The organism is Hymenobacter endophyticus (assembly GCF_032464715.1).
GTDB classification, from domain to species: Bacteria; Bacteroidota; Bacteroidia; order Cytophagales; family Hymenobacteraceae; genus Hymenobacter; species Hymenobacter endophyticus.
The window spans coordinates 125,149-140,140 of sequence record NZ_JAWDJT010000002.1 but is presented as its reverse complement, the minus strand read 5'-3'; the positions used below and the strand labels follow the sequence as shown (position 1 = coordinate 140,140).

13 protein-coding genes are annotated in these 14,992 nt (G+C 58.5%); 12 read left to right on the top strand and 1 reads right to left on the bottom strand.

The window, feature by feature from the left end; genetic code table 11:
* The first annotated feature begins 102 nt into the window (after positions 1 to 102).
* The 12 genes from ROI90_RS02905 (at position 103) to ROI90_RS02850 (ending at position 14,296) form a co-directional block, all read left to right on the top strand.
* Positions 103 to 624 carry a GNAT family N-acetyltransferase gene (locus tag ROI90_RS02905; protein ID WP_315996849.1) on the top strand — a complete coding sequence of 174 codons (522 nt, stop codon included), beginning with the start codon at positions 103 to 105 and terminating at the stop codon, positions 622 to 624.
* 168 nt (positions 625 to 792) lie between these two features.
* On the top strand, positions 793 to 1,998 hold the full coding sequence (locus ROI90_RS02900) for a glycosyltransferase family 1 protein (RefSeq protein ID WP_315996848.1): 1,206 nt from the start codon (positions 793 to 795) through the stop codon (positions 1,996 to 1,998).
* 74 nt (positions 1,999 to 2,072) lie between these two features.
* Positions 2,073 to 3,251 carry a UDP-galactopyranose mutase gene (glf, locus tag ROI90_RS02895; protein ID WP_315996847.1) on the top strand — a complete coding sequence of 393 codons (1,179 nt, stop codon included), beginning with the start codon at positions 2,073 to 2,075 and terminating at the stop codon, positions 3,249 to 3,251.
* Between the two features lie 221 nt (positions 3,252 to 3,472).
* Complete coding sequence (locus tag ROI90_RS02890; RefSeq protein WP_315996846.1) at positions 3,473 to 4,114, top strand: peptidase associated/transthyretin-like domain-containing protein; 642 nt, start codon at positions 3,473 to 3,475, stop codon at positions 4,112 to 4,114.
* Positions 4,115 to 4,316: 202 nt separating this feature from the next.
* Positions 4,317 to 7,718: a preprotein translocase subunit SecA gene (gene secA, locus ROI90_RS02885; protein WP_315996845.1), complete on the top strand. Its 3,402-nt coding sequence runs from the start codon at positions 4,317 to 4,319 to the stop codon at positions 7,716 to 7,718.
* A gap of 132 nt (positions 7,719 to 7,850) precedes the next feature.
* The gene (gene deoC, locus ROI90_RS02880) at positions 7,851 to 8,522 is read left to right on the top strand and encodes a deoxyribose-phosphate aldolase (protein WP_315996844.1); all 672 of its coding nucleotides are present in this window, start codon (positions 7,851 to 7,853) and stop codon (positions 8,520 to 8,522) included.
* Positions 8,503 to 9,054 (top strand): sporulation protein, encoded by a 552-nt coding sequence (locus tag ROI90_RS02875; protein ID WP_315996843.1) that lies wholly within the window; start codon positions 8,503 to 8,505, stop codon positions 9,052 to 9,054. Before deoC ends, ROI90_RS02875 begins: the two co-directional genes overlap by 20 nt.
* Before the next feature lie 223 nt (positions 9,055 to 9,277).
* Positions 9,278 to 9,673: a hypothetical protein gene (locus ROI90_RS02870; protein ID WP_315996842.1), complete on the top strand. Its 396-nt coding sequence runs from the start codon at positions 9,278 to 9,280 to the stop codon at positions 9,671 to 9,673.
* Positions 9,674 to 9,760: 87 nt separating this feature from the next.
* Positions 9,761 to 10,960 (top strand): M20 metallopeptidase family protein, encoded by a 1,200-nt coding sequence (locus ROI90_RS02865; protein WP_315996841.1) that lies wholly within the window; start codon positions 9,761 to 9,763, stop codon positions 10,958 to 10,960.
* Positions 10,961 to 11,037: 77 nt separating this feature from the next.
* Entirely contained in the window at positions 11,038 to 11,862 is an 825-nt protein-coding gene (locus ROI90_RS02860) for a hypothetical protein (protein ID WP_315996840.1), read from the top strand.
* Positions 11,863 to 12,076: 214 nt separating this feature from the next.
* Positions 12,077 to 12,511, top strand: coding sequence for an Hsp20/alpha crystallin family protein (locus ROI90_RS02855; RefSeq protein ID WP_315996839.1), 435 nt, complete (start codon positions 12,077 to 12,079; stop codon positions 12,509 to 12,511).
* 276 nt (positions 12,512 to 12,787) lie between these two features.
* Positions 12,788 to 14,296: a Do family serine endopeptidase gene (locus ROI90_RS02850; RefSeq protein ID WP_315996838.1), complete on the top strand. Its 1,509-nt coding sequence runs from the start codon at positions 12,788 to 12,790 to the stop codon at positions 14,294 to 14,296.
* Between the two features lie 191 nt (positions 14,297 to 14,487).
* Here the strand turns inward: ROI90_RS02850 and ROI90_RS02845 are convergent, their stop codons facing one another.
* Positions 14,488 to 14,898, bottom strand: a complete 411-nt coding sequence (locus tag ROI90_RS02845) for a hypothetical protein (RefSeq protein ID WP_315996837.1) — start codon at positions 14,896 to 14,898, stop codon at positions 14,488 to 14,490.
* Between the last annotated feature and the right edge of the window lie 94 nt (positions 14,899 to 14,992).

Genomic DNA, 14,992 nt, shown 5'->3' with positions numbered 1-14,992 from the left:
CTAACGGCCAAGTATACCAAATAAGTATGTCTAGAGGTATGTGTATTCCAAGCACAGCCCCATTTTTACATTTCAATCACATTATTCACATTCAACCTCCCCATGCTCCGCTCCGACCTGATTTTCCTGCGCCCCCTGGAAGCCGAGGACCTGGAGTTTCTTTATGCCCTGGAAAACGACCCTTCGGTGTGGGGGGTATCGGATACGTTGGTGCCCGTGTCGCGGCACACTTTGCGGCAGTATTTGGATAGCGCGGCGGCTGATTTTTTTGAGGTGCGGCAGTTGCGGCTGGTGATAGGGGAGGTGGCTACCGGCACGGCAGTAGGTACGCTGGATATTTTTGGGTTTGAGCCGCTGCACCAGCGCGCCGGCGTGGGCATCACCATTCTGGCTCAGCACCGGCAACAAGGCTACGCCCAAGCTGCCCTGGCCCTGCTACTCCCTTACGCCCGCCACGTGTTGCGGCTGCATCAGCTGTTCTGCACCATAGCCGCCGACAACGGGTCCAGCCTGCATTTGTTCAAAGGGGCTGGCTTTACCGAAGTAGGCCTACGGCGGCAGTGGCTGCGCACGGCTCAGGGGTGGCTGGATGCAGTGGAGCTCCAACGGCTGCTGCAGCCATGACAGCGGGCTAAGCAGGATAGCATCGGGCGGCGGATAAGGGCCGGAAAACTGCGCAAAACAAGCTGAACGATATCCTTTTACTAAAGCCCACGTACAGGACTAAGCTGTCCGGTACGTGGGCTTGTGTTGCTGCCGGATGACATCTGGACCTTATACCTTTTCCCCTCTATGCCGCTGTCGTCAACCGCGGAGTCGCCCGTGCGTGCCTCTGACCATCCTCACTCTGCTGCCCCTGCTACACCCGTACCCACTGCCCTGCCCGACGTAATCTGCTTTGCCCATTTGCACTGGGATTTTGTCTGGCAGCGCCCCCAGCACCTGATGTCGCGCTTTGCTCAACAGGGGCGGGTATTCTATGTGGAAGAGCCCTTCTTCCACGCCGATGATTTGGTGGAGCCGCACATGGAGGTAAAAGAGCGGCAACATGGCCTGAAAGTACTGGTAGTGCACCTGCCCAACCGCCTGCGCGGCCAGGAGGATGCCACCGACCAAGCTCAGTACGAAGTGCTCAGCCAGTATTTCCAGGAGCAGGGTATCAGCAACTACTTATTCTGGTACTATACACCCATGGCCTTGGGCAAGTCGCGCCACTTCACGCCCCGCCTCACCATCTACGACTGCATGGATGAGCTGGCCGCTTTCAAGTTTGCGCCGCCGGCTCTGCAGGAACGGGAGCAGGAGTTGTTCCGGAAAGCCGATTATGTATTTACGGGCGGTCATACACTTTACGAAGCCAAGCGCCAGCAACACTCCGATGCCCATCCTTTCCCCAGTAGCATCGACAAAGCGCATTTCGGTCAGGCCCGCCAGCCCATGCCCGAGCCCCAGGACCAAGCCGGCATTGCCCACCCCCGCGTAGGCTTTTTCGGGGTGGTGGACGAGCGGCTGGATATTGAGCTGCTGCGGAAGCTGGCCGAAGCCCACCCCGAATGGCAGTTCGTCATTATCGGGCCGGTGGTAAAAATTGACCCCGCTACGCTGCCCCGCCAGCAGAACGTACATTATCTGGGCAGCAAGGATTACCAGGAACTACCCGCCTATTTGCAGGGTTGGGATGTAGCTACCTTGCTTTTCGCCGACAACGAGAGCACCAAGTTCATCTCGCCCACCAAAACGCCCGAGTATCTGGCTGCCGGCCGGCCAGTGGTGAGCACACCCATCCGCGACGTGGTGCGGCCTTACGGCGAGCTAAACCTAGTACAGATTGCCGCCACGGCCGATGAATTCGGTAAGGCCATCGAAATAGCCCTGACCCAAACCCAGGATACCGACTGGCGTCGTCGCACTGATGAGTACCTGGCTACCATCAGCTGGGACCAGACTTGGGAGCAAATGGTGGCCTTGTTGCGCCGTAAGCTTGGTGCCACGGCTTAGTGACCCTGCTAGTACCCCTTTTCATTACTCGCCCAACCTCCCCCTCTATTCTTCTTCCCCAAACACCGCTAGCTATGTTCGATTATCTCATCGTAGGAGCCGGCTTCGCCGGTAGTGTGCTAGCCGAGCGGCTGGCCACGCGCTCCAACAAAAAAGTGCTGATTGTAGATAAGCGCTGCCACATTGCCGGCAACGCCTTCGACCACTACAACGAGGACGGCATTCTGGTCCACAAGTACGGGCCGCATATCTTCCACACCAACGCCAAGGACGTATTCGAGTACCTTTCTAACTTCACCGACTGGCGTCCTTATGAGCACCGCGTACTGGCCTCCGTGGATGGTCAGCTGGTGCCCATGCCCATCAACCTCGATACCATCAACAAACTCTACGGCCTCTCGCTGAATAGCTTTGAGGTGGAGCAATTCTTCGAGTCGCAGGCGGAGGAAGTGCCCGTAATTCGCACCTCCGAGGATGTGGTAGTGAGCAAAGTGGGCCGGCAGCTCTACGAGAAGTTCTTCAAGAACTACACCCGCAAGCAGTGGGGCCTCGACCCCTCCGAACTGGATAAATCGGTAACGAGCCGGGTCCCCACGCGTACCAACCGCGACGACCGGTACTTCACGGATACCTATCAGGCCATGCCCCTGCACGGCTACACCCGCATGTTTGAGCGCATGCTGGACCACCCCAACATCAAGGTGATGCTCAACACCGACTACCACGATATCATTGATTTCATTCCCTTCAAGGAAATGATTTTCACGGGTCCCGTGGATGAGTACTTCGACTTCAAGTACGGCAAGCTGCCCTACCGCTCCCTGGAGTTCAAGCACGAAACCCTGAATGAGGAGCAGCACCTGGCGGCCCCCGTGGTTAACTTCCCCAACGACAACCTCTACACCCGCATCACGGAGTTTAAGGCACTCACTGGCCAGAAACACCCCAAAACGGCCCTGGTGTACGAGTACCCCAAAGCCGAAGGTGACCCGTACTACCCCGTACCCCGCCTGGAAAACGCCGAGCTGTACAACAAGTACAAGAAGCTGGCCGACGAAACGCCCAACGTACACTTTGTGGGCCGCTTAGCCACTTACAAATACTACAACATGGACCAAGTGGTGGCCCAGGCCCTCACCCTCTACAAAAAGCTCACGGACAAGGAGGAAAGCCTGAAGCCTAAAATGCCCGCCATTACCGGCTCCACCTCCATCATGGAGAAGCTAGTACCCCGCGACCCGGCCAAGGAGTAGCCTTACCATAACATAGCAGCGCCAGAACCCACCCCTGCATAGGGGTGGGTTCTGTTTTTATAGGTTTAGTGAAGTATGAAATATTGATATGCAAATATCTGGTGGTTAGTTAATTAGTGTGCTGGTGCAATTATTCGAAAAGTCGAATAACGGTAGCTTGTGGTTGGGAGAAGAATACTGGAAAGGCGTGGTTTACTAGCGTATTCAACCTCCCATTCCAGATGAATTCTTTCTATTCCCTTTGCTCCTTGCTGGCACTTAGCGGCTTGCTCAGCGCCTGCCAGAAACAGGACGGACCTACTTTGGTAGAAGGCCAGGTGATTGAGATGAAAACCAACAAGCCAGTGCCATATGCCACAATTGAAGTATATGGCCAGCGTGGTAGCGGCTTGCACACGGGCTACAACCCCAGTGCTACGCCCCAGCAAGCCGACGCCAACGGCCGCTTCAGCTTTCAGTTTGAGGCTGCCGAGGGTACTTCCTACCTGTTGAAGGCGTTTTCTAAAGCCGGACACGCCTCTAAGTGGGGGCAGGAGCCGAATGTGGAGGAAGGTCGCAAAAACAAAAACCTGGTCATTCCGGTAGCTGCCCCGGCCTGGCTTAAAATTCGGGTAGAGCAAAGGCCCGGCCCCGTGCCCGACGCTATTAACGTGTGGGGCCCTTGGTATGACCAGGGCTATATTTCCAACCTCGACTTACGCCCCAAGGACTACGGCACCGTCAGCTACCACGTCGTCGATTCAACCCTGCCCACCACCACTACCGTGAACTGGGAGGTAAACTACGGCGGCCAGCTCACCCGCTACCATCAGCCCTTCACCCTGCAGCCCTTTGATACCACGGAGGTAGTAGTGCGCTACTAGCCCCTGGCCGAAAATCGGGCCGGAAAGCCACCTCTGTACCTGACAACATAACCGAAACGACAAAGCCCGCACACTCTTTGAGGTACGGGCTTTGTCGTTTTGGGGGCCAGGGCGACGGGTTTGCGGTAAATGAGCCGGGACTTTCCCGAAAAACGCTGTAAATTTGAGTTGCGCCCCGGCGTTTCAATTAAGGTAAACCAGCATGTTTGATTTTCTAGGTAAAACCGTCGCCAAGATTTTCGGCTCCAAGTCGGAGCGGGATTTAAAGGAGATTGTACCGTATGTGGCGCTTGTAAACGCCGAATATGCCAAACTGGCACAACTCAGCGACGACGAGCTGCGCGCCCGCACTGACGAAGTACGGGCCCGGATTAACGCTCACCTGAAAGCCATTGACGACCAGATTGCCAACCTGCACACCCGTGTAAACGAGGACGCTTCCCTGGACGCGGTGCAGAAAGAGGAGCTGTTCGACCAGATTGATACGCTGGAAAAACAGCGCAACAAGGAGCTGGAAGTCGTGCTGATGGAAGTGCTGCCGGTGGCCTTTGCCATTTGCAAGGACACTGCCCGCCGCTATACTCAGAACGGCCAGCTGGTGGTTACCGCCACCGATTACGACCGGGAGTACGCCAGCCGCAAGCCCAACGTGCGCATCGAGGGCGACAAAGCCATTTGGAGCAACAAGTGGCTGGCCGCCGGAGCCGAGGTAACCTGGGACATGATTCACTACGACGTGCAGATCATCGGCGGCGTGGTACTGCACCAGGGCAAGATTTCGGAAATGGCCACGGGTGAGGGCAAAACTCTCGTTTCGACCCTGCCGGCCTTTCTGAACTCCCTGGCCAAGCGCGGGGTGCACCTGGTAACGGTAAACGACTACCTGGCCAAGCGTGACTCGGAGTGGAATGCGCCCTTGTTCGAGTTCCACGGCATTTCGGTGGACTGCATCGACAAGCACCAGCCTAATACCGACGCCCGCCGCAAGGCCTACCTGGCCGATATTACCTACGGCACCAACAACGAATTCGGCTTCGACTACCTGCGCGACAACATGGCGCGCGACCCCGAGGAGCTGGTGCAGCGCAAGCACCACTACGCCATGGTGGACGAAGTGGACTCGGTACTGATTGACGACGCCCGGACTCCGCTCATCATCTCGGGCCCTGTGCCCCGCGGTGATGTGCACGAGTTCTACCAGCTCAAGCCCCGCATTCAGAAACTGGTAGAAGCCCAGAAAAAGCAGGTGCAGAACTATCTGGTGGAAGCCCGCCGCCTGATCAAGGAAGGCAATGACGGCCCCAAGGAGGGCGAAGGCGGCCTGATGCTGTTCCGGGCCCACCGCGGCCTGCCCAAGAGCAAGCCGCTCATCAAATTCCTCTCGGAAACCGGCATGCGCGCCGTGCTGCAGAAAACGGAAAACCACTACCTGCAGGACAACCAGCGCCAGATGCCCAAGGCCGACGAGCCGCTGTTCTTCACCATCGACGAGAAAAACAACCAGATTGAGCTCACTGAGAAAGGCGTTGACCTGATTACCGGCGAGGGCGAAGACCACAGCTTCTTCATCATGCCCGACATCGGCTCGGAGCTGGCCAACATCGAGAAAAACGAGAGCCTGACCGGCGAGGAAAAGCTGCACACCAAGGAAAAGGTGATGGACGACTTCCAGGTGAAATCGGAGCGTATTCACACCATCAACCAGCTGCTGAAAGCCTACACCCTGTTCGAGAAGGATGACCAGTACATCCTAACCGACGACGGCAAGGTGAAGATTGTGGATGAGCAGACCGGCCGCGTAATGGAAGGCCGCCGCTACTCCGATGGTCTGCACCAGGCCATTGAGGCCAAGGAAAACGTGCGCGTGGAAGACGCCACCCAGACCTACGCCACCGTGACGCTGCAGAACTACTTCCGCATGTACCACAAGCTGGGCGGCATGACGGGTACGGCCGAAACCGAGGCCGGCGAGTTCTGGGAAATCTACAAGCTCGACGTGGTGGTGATTCCTACCAACCGCGGCATCTCCCGCAAAGACGAGCACGACAAAGTCTACAAGACGGTGCGCGAGAAGTACAACGCCGTAGCCGACGAAATTCAGACCCTGGTGCAGGCCGGCCGTCCCGTGCTGGTAGGTACCACCTCGGTAGAAATTTCGGAGCTGGTAAGCCGGATGCTGAAGTTTAAAGGTATTCCGCACCAGGTGCTCAACGCCAAGCAAAACCAGCGCGAAGCTGAAATTGTGGCCGCTGCTGGCTACCCTGGCACCGTAACCATTGCCACCAACATGGCTGGCCGCGGTACTGACATCAAGCTGAAGGAAACCTCCAAGGAATCGGGCGGGCTGGCCATCATCGGCACCGAGCGGCACGAGTCGCGCCGGGTAGACCGCCAGCTGCGGGGCCGCGCCGGCCGCCAGGGCGACCCGGGCTCCTCGCAGTTCTTCGTGAGCCTGGAGGACAACCTGATGCGCCTGTTCGGCTCGGACCGCATTGCCAAGCTCATGGACCGCATGGGCCTGGAGGAAGGCGAAGTGATTCAGCATTCCATGATTACCTCGAGCATTGAGCGTGCGCAGAAGAAAGTGGAGGAAAACAACTTCGGCATTCGGAAGCGTCTGCTGGAGTACGATGACGTGATGAACGCCCAGCGCGAGGTGGTGTACAAGCGCCGCCGCAACGCGCTGCACGGGGAGCGGCTGGAGCTGGACATCTGGAACATGATTTACGATGTGTGCGAAGACATCGTGGTGGGCCACAAAGGCAATAACGACTACGAGGACTTCAAGCTGGCCATCATCCGGGTATTCGGCTACGATACCCACCTGACCGCCCAGGATTTGGGTGGTATGGCCGCCGGTCAGCTCACCCAGAAGCTCTACGACGAGGCCCTGAGCTACTACCACAGCAAGAATGAGTTTATCGGGGGCAACTCCATGCCGCTCATCAACGACTTGCTGAGCCAGAACGCGCCCTACGAGAATATTGCCATTCCCTTCACGGATGGCCGTAAGCAGATTCAGGCCGTGGCCAACCTGCGCCGCTCCCAGGCCTCGCAGGGCCAGGAGATTATCCGGGGCATGGAGAAAGTGGTGGTGCTGTCGGTTATCGACGAAGCCTGGACCAAGCACCTGCGCGCCATGGACGACCTGAAGCAGGTGGTGCAGAACGCCGTATACGAGCAGAAAGACCCGCTGCTGGTGTACAAGTTCGAGTCGTTCGAGCTGTTCAAGCAGATGATCAGCAAGGTGAATGAGGAAACCATCCAGTTCCTGTTCCGCGCCGACGTGCCGATGCAGGCCGGTCAGGATGGGTACGACGAGCCCGAATACTTCACCGAGGACGAGCTGCCCGTAGCGCCACCCCAACCCAAGCTGAAAGCTGAGAAGGAGGTTTCCTCTGTCTCGCTGGGTGCGGGTCCCGAGGATTTGGAGCAGGATGGCGCCCAGGTGCTGGAAAAGCAGACGCCTGCCAAGTCGCAGAAAGTGGCTAACCGCAACGAGAAAGTAAGCGTGCAGTACATGGATGGCCGCATCGTGCGCGACGTGAAATACAAATCGGTAGAAGACGATCTACTCAACGACCGGGCCGTGCTCATCGACTAAGACCACTGATTGCACGAATTTTTTGCGGATTTCACGGATTTAGTGGACGACTTTCAAAACTGCCCCGGCCGCAAGGCTGGGGCGGTTTTTGTTATAGGGCCCTACTTCGCCTCACCTCGTACCTTTGCTCTTGTGAACCTAGCTTCTTATATCGACCATACTCTGCTGAAGCCGGACGCTACGCCGGAGCAGATTGCGCAAATCTGCCGGGAAGCGGCCCAGTACCGTTTTGCCAGTGTGTGCGTGCCGCCCTGCTACGTGCGGTTGGCCGCCGAGCAGCTGCACGGCACCGGCGTGCCCGTGTGCACCGTTATTGGGTTTCCGCTGGGGTACTCGTTGGCGAAAGTGAAATTCTTTGAAGCCCACCAGGCCCTAACCGAAGGCGCTACGGAGCTGGATATGGTTATCAACGTGGGCGCTCTGAAAGCGGGCCGGCTAGCGGAAGTAGAGGAGGAAATCGGGCAGCTGGCCGAGCTGTGCCACCTGCGTGGGGCGCTGCTGAAAGTCATTATTGAAACGGCTTTGCTCACGGAGCCGGAGGTTGTAACGGCCTGCCGCTTGTGCGAGGAAGCGGGGGCTGACTTCGTAAAGACCTCCACCGGTTTTGCCAGCCGGGGCGCTACCGTGGCCGATATTGCCCTGATGCGCCAGTCGTTGCCGGAGCACATCCGTATCAAGGCCTCGGGCGGTATCCGGGAGCGGGCGTTTGCGCTAGAACTGGTGCAAGCCGGCGCCGACCGGATTGGCTCTTCTAATAGTCTGGCTTTAGTGGCCGAATCTTCCCATGACACATCTGCTACGTAACGTGCTGCTGCTATCCGCCCTGTTTGCGCTGGGAAGCTGCGCCTCCTCCGGCCCGGCCGCCCCGGCCGCTTCCACCGCCCCCGATACTACCCGCAAAGCCACCACGGCCGCGCCGGCTCCGGCCGAAGACCTCAGCCGTTACCGGCCCGTATTCTCGGCTCCGAAAACAGCCGTGACGCCGGTTACTCCGGCCCGAGTTGTACCGCCCACCAACCAAGTGAATGCCCAGGTGGAGCAGCGCCTGCGCGACCAGGCCTACACCAACCAGAACGTGAAGTACGCCCAGGGCTACCGCATTCTGGCCTACGTAGGGTTGGAAAAGGACCAGGCCATGGCCATCCGCCGTTCCATCATCAGCCGCTACCCCGAGGAAACCGATTACCTGGCCTTCAAGCAGCCCATTTTCCGCCTCTGGGTGGGTGATTACATGACCCGGCTGGAGGCGGAGCAGGCGCTGCTGCGCATTCGGCCCCTGGCCCCCAAGGCCGAGCTGGAATCGGCCCAGGTTATCATCAACAAAACCGCCTACTAGACTGTGTGGACAGTCACTAGGAAAGAACGTCATGCAGAGCATGTTGCGCCTAGAGCAAGGACGAAGCATCTCGCGTGCTGACGTTGAATACAGGTGCATCGTCAGCACGCGAGATGCTTCGTCCTTGCTCTAGGCGCAACATGCTCTGCATGACGTTCTATTTCGTGCCTTTTGCCAACTGTCCACACAGCCTAGGCCGCTAGGCCCTTAACCCGTAGTCCGTATGGCAAGTATGCGCCAGTTGCAATGGGATGAGCTGGACCTCTTGCAGGGCCTGGAAGTGGTGCCCTCCGAAAACGACAACGGCGGTCTGCACTTCGAGGTGGAGCAGGCCGGCCTGAAGCTGCTGGTGACGCTCTGGGCGCACGCGGGCGTGGTGGACGTGACGCTGCTGCACCTGGAAACCCGTGCCATTCTGCTGGATCTTACGGTGGCCGTGCGCGGCCGCATCCGTTTCAACAATGACAAGCGCGGCCAGTACCTGGAGTTTCCGGATTGTGTGCTGGTCAGCCGCATCTCGTTTTCTTTGGAGCAGGATGAGGCCGCCTTCAACCCCAATACCCTGGGCCGGCCCATGCTGCTGACCGTGCGCCCGTACCCCAGCGTGCTGTTCGAGTAAATTTGCCGGTTCCGCCGAGGCCTGCTATGCAAATAGCCAGGGCGCGTCGTTTCCCTCTCACTTGTGCTGCCCACGCAGCTCTGCTCTATGCTTGATCTGATACCCCGCATCAAAACCCTGGCCGCCGAAGCCGCCGCCGATACCGTGGCCCTGCGCCAGCACCTGCACGCCCACCCGGAGCTTTCCTTTCAGGAACACAACACGGTGGCCTACGTAACCGAACAGCTGCACAAGCTGGGCTTAGCTACTCAGCCCATTGCCGGCACCGGAGTGGTGGCCCTCATCGAAGGCCGCAACCCCGGCCGCCGTACCGTGGCCCTGCGCGCCGACATGGACGCGCTGCCCATTACGGAGCAGAACGAAGTGTCCTATAAATCCGCCAACCCCGGCGTGATGCACGCCTGCGGCCACGATGTGCATACGGCCAGCCTGCTGGGCGTGGCCCGCATTCTGGTGGCTCTAAAAGAGGAGTTCGAGGGCACGGTGAAGCTCATGTTTCAACCCGGCGAGGAGCTGCTGCCGGGCGGGGCTTCGCTGATGATCAAGGAAGGCGTGCTCGAAAACCCCAAGCCCGCCAGCGTGCTGGGCCAGCACGTATTTCCGCGCCTGCCGGCCGGTAAGGTGGGTCTGCGCGCTGGCCGCTACATGGCCAGCACCGACGAGCTGTACCTGACCGTGCGCGGCCAGGGCGGCCACGGCGCCATGCCCGAGCAGAACATTGACCCCGTGCTGGTAGCCGCCCACATCATTGTGGCCGCCCAGCAGATTGTGAGCCGCCGCGCCAATCCCAAGCTGCCTTCGGTGCTGTCGTTCGGAAAGGTCATTGCCCAGGGCGCCACCAACGTCATTCCGAATGAAGTGCACCTGGAAGGCACGTTCCGGACCCTGAATGAGGAGTGGCGCAATGAGGCCCACGAGCACCTGCGCCGCCTCTGCGAGGGGCTGGCCGAGAGTATGGGCGCCACCTGTGAGCTGGAAATCCGCCGCGGCTACCCTTACCTGGAAAACGAGCCCGCCCTCACGGCCCGCACCGAGCAGGCCGCCGTGGAGTACCTGGGTCGCGACAACGTGGTGGAGCTGGACCAGTGGATGGCCGCCGAAGATTTTGCTTACTTCAGCCAAGCTGCCAGTGCCTGTTTCTACCGCCTGGGCACCGCCGCCGCCGATGGCAGCGGCCGGTTCACCGCCAGCGTCCACACACCCACCTTCGATATCGACGCCCAGGCCCTGGAAACCGGCCCCGGCCTCATGGCCTGGCTGGCGTTGCGGGAGTTGGGAGAGGAGTAGCCCGACACCATTTATCTGCTTAATCACCGCTACACCTGGCAGACCTCAACCCGGGCTTTCAGGAAAATCTGTATCCGATGCGTATTCCTTTCTTTCTCCTGGCAGCAGTTGCCGTACTGTTCTCCACTGCTTCCGCCCAGGCTCAGCGCCGCACCAAAGGATTTACCGTGTTGCAGCCCCAGGCGCAGGTGGAGTTGCCGCTCAGCGGTAACGACTACCTGTTTGGGGTCCTGAATCTTCAGCATTTCGATACTGACCTGGAAGCCACGCCGCTTTTTTCGGGGCAGGGCCTGCGGTTGGGCTATGAGCATTTCTTCAACGACCGGTGGAGCTGGGGGGCAGTTCTGAACGGACAGCGCGTGCAAGGCACTTCTCTCTATTCGCCCGCCACCTATTCGCATTTGCTGCTGCCGGAGGTTTTCGGCCGCCACTGGAATACGCTGGGCTCCGTCAATTTCCGGCAGCGGCTGGCAATAGGCTACGACTGGCCCCTGGATATAGCCGCTTCCGGCCGCTTTCTGAGCAGCCTCCGCCTCGATGTGGACCGGGTGTTTCCGCTGGGCAGCACGGGCCTCGCTCTGCGCCCCCGGCTGGCCGTGGAGCCGGTAGCTTACCTGCGTTTTCAGCGCGAAGACTACGAAGCCAAGGAGCCTTTCCTTGATTTCTCAGAACTGCGTGGGGAAGTAGGGGTGCGGCTCTCACCTCGCTTCGACTTTACGCCCTGGTTTTCCTGGCAGAACAGCTACAGCATTGCCCTGCCCCAGTACAATGCCGATGGCACCGTGAAAATATCCGGTGGCAATAGCCGCTACGTGCAGCCAACCGTGGGCCTGGATATGCGTGTCACTCTGGGCAATACCGCCAGAAATACGGAGCGCCGCCAACTGCCTACGCAGTATTAATGACATATTGGCATTGCCTGAAAATAGTATAAATGTTTGTTCGGTGGCTTTTAAATAGATATTAATAAGAAACGAGATGCTGTAGGTTCAGCATCTCGTTTCTTATTAATGCCATATTGTCTTCTTTTTGCCGTTGGTATAGATTTTATGGAATACGGGTGTCACCGCTTCGGCAGTGACGGCTAAACCATAACGCTAAACACTCTCTACTACCATGGCAACTCTGCTGTATAACAACCGTCCCGCCCGCGCCTTCAACTCGGTACTCAACGAAATGCTGCGCGACACGCTGCCCACCCTCAACGAGCCCGTAAAAACCTTCGTGCCCCAGGCCGACGTACTGGAAGGAACCACCGGCTTCGAGCTGCACTTGCTGCTCCCGGGGGTGGTCAAGGAGGACGTCAAAATCGACTTTCAGGACAGTCAGCTCACCATCAGCGGGGAGCGGAAGGCCCCCGAAAATACGGATGAGCAGGCCCCGAAATTCCGCCGCGTGGAGTCGGGCTACGGCAGCTTCTCCCGCAGCTTCCGCCTCCCCGATACCGTGGATGTAACGGCCATTGAAGCCGAGCTAACCAACGGTATCCTGCGCCTGCAACTGCCCTTCGATAGTAAAAAAGTAACCAAGCACCAGATTGAGGTGCGCTAAACGCTACCAAAAGGGCACCAGAAATGGTGCCTTTTTTGTTGGTGAATGAAGGTGGGTGCCGCCGTGGGTATCCCAGGGAAAGTGAATAATCTACCAACGGGCTTTTTTCCTCCTTCAACAGCCATGCAACCGGACACCAATTGGTTGGTATCTGGCGTTAGGAAGGTAAGAAAACGGCCTCCCGGTCACGTACTCGGGTAAGTGGGGTATGGTTAGCTCACGTTTCCGTTGTATTTTCAAATCATCAAACCGTTCAATTTCACCTCTTTCTTACCCATGCAAGCAAAACAAATGATGCTCGGCCTGCTCGGTTCCGCCATTTTGGGTGGCGGCGTAGCGGTAGGTGGGTATAAGCTGCTGGAGCCGGAGCGCCCGTACTCGCCCCAGGCCGTTGCTGCCGACCCCAATGTGCGCTACACCAGTGAGCTACGCAGCAGCACCTATACGGTGCCCGAAGGCCTCAACTTCACGGCTGCCGCGGCTTCCGTAACGCCCGCTGTAGTACACGTAATGACGGAATACGCTCCCAAAAGCAACCAGGAAGAAATGTCGCGCATGGACCCCTTCCTGCGGCAGTTCTTTGGCGACGAAATGGACCAATACCAGGGCCGGGGCCGCCAGCGCGGCCCGCAGCAGGGCTCCGGTTCGGGTGTTATTATTGCGGCCAACGGCTACATCGTGACCAACAACCACGTGGTGGACAAGGCCGATAAGATTGAGGTGGTGATGGACGACAAGCGCAAGTTTCAGGCGGAGCTGGTAGGTGTTGACCCCACTACCGACCTGGCCCTGCTCAAGGTAAAAGCCGATAACCTGCCCTTCATCCGCTACGGCAACTCCGATCAGGTGAAAGTAGGGGAGTGGGTACTGGCCGTGGGCAACCCCTTTAACCTGAACTCCACCGTTACGGCTGGCATCATCTCCGCCAAAGGCCGCAACATCAATATTCTGCGCCGCGAGGATGGCATGGGGGTAGAGTCGTTCCTGCAGACGGATGCCGTGGTAAACCCCGGTAACTCGGGTGGAGCGCTGGTAAACCTCAACGGCGACCTGATTGGCATCAACTCAGCCATTGCCTCGCAAACCGGTTCGTTCGTGGGTTACTCGTTTGCCGTGCCCAGCTCCATTGTGAGCAAGGTGGTAGATGATTTGCTCAAGTACAAAGTGGTGCAGCGCGCCTTGTTGGGTGTGCAAATTCGGGAGGTAGATGCCCAGCTGGCTTCTGAGAAGAAGTTGAACACGCTGAACGGGGTGTACGTGATGGGCTTCAACAAAACCAGCTCGGCGGCCGATGCTGGCCTGAAAGAAGGCGACATCATTACGGAAATCAACGGGGCCAAGGTGAATACCTCCTCCCAGCTGCAGGAACAGGTGGCCCGCTTCCGCCCCGGCGACAAAATCAAGGTGACCTACCTACGCGACGGCCGCCAGAATACCACCAGCGCCACTCTGCGCAACTCCACCGGCACCACCGATATTATTCGGGAGGAAGTAGCTTCCACGCTGAAATACGAAGGAGCTACGCTGGCCCCGGTAACGCGCCAGGAGCTAAGCAAGCTGGATATTGAGGGTGGGGCCAAAATCAGCGGCATCCGCAACTCCAACTTCCGCGAAACCGGTATTGCCGACGGCTTCATTATCACCCGCATCGACAAGAACAAGGTAAGCAAACCCCAGGACGTGCAGCGCTACCTTGAAGCAGCCAAAGAAACGGAGGGCGCCCTGGTTGAGGGCGTGTACCCCGATGGCCGCAAGGCATACTACCCTATCGGGCAGGCCCAGTAGCTTGTACCGCTTAGAAGAAAAGGCCTTCCGCTGCATCAGCGGAAGGCCTTTTTGCTATTCAAGGCTCGGTCTGAGCCTGAAAACTCATTTGCACCTATTTTGCACCTTATGTTGAGCTTGCCGAAGCATCTGCCGAACAATGCGGCACGGTAGAGATGCTTCGGCTGCGCTCAGCATGAGGCTCCGGGGTTTCAGGCACTGCCCAGCAGCCACTCCATAGCTACGCCCTCCTCAATGAACAAGCGTAAATCGTAATTGCGGCCGGGCTCCAGGCCATACGCCAGGTACTGCTGCTGGGATGGATCAGCTTCATACACCGCTAACCGCACCGGGGAGCAGAGCACGGCAATGCGTAGCTGTTGCGGTTCGAGGCTGGAGGCCGCCCGTGGGTAAAACTCGTGGGTAGTCCAGCGGCCCAGTTCCGGGTTTAGCTGGTCGCGGCGGCGCACATCCAGCAGCCACTTGGCCAGGTGGTGCTCTTGGGCTACGGCTAAAATATGCACGTAGTCCTGCTGCAACTGCGCTGTAGAGCCATCATCGGACCAACGGGCAACCAAAGCGTGTAAATCGGGGCGGGGCGTGAGGGAGAGGGCGGAGGTCATGGCATAAAGATACGAAGCGGCCATGTGCTCAAAATGCTTTTGCTAGCTTTGCTGAGCGCCCCGGCGCGGGGTACTTGCTTTCCATTTCCCACCC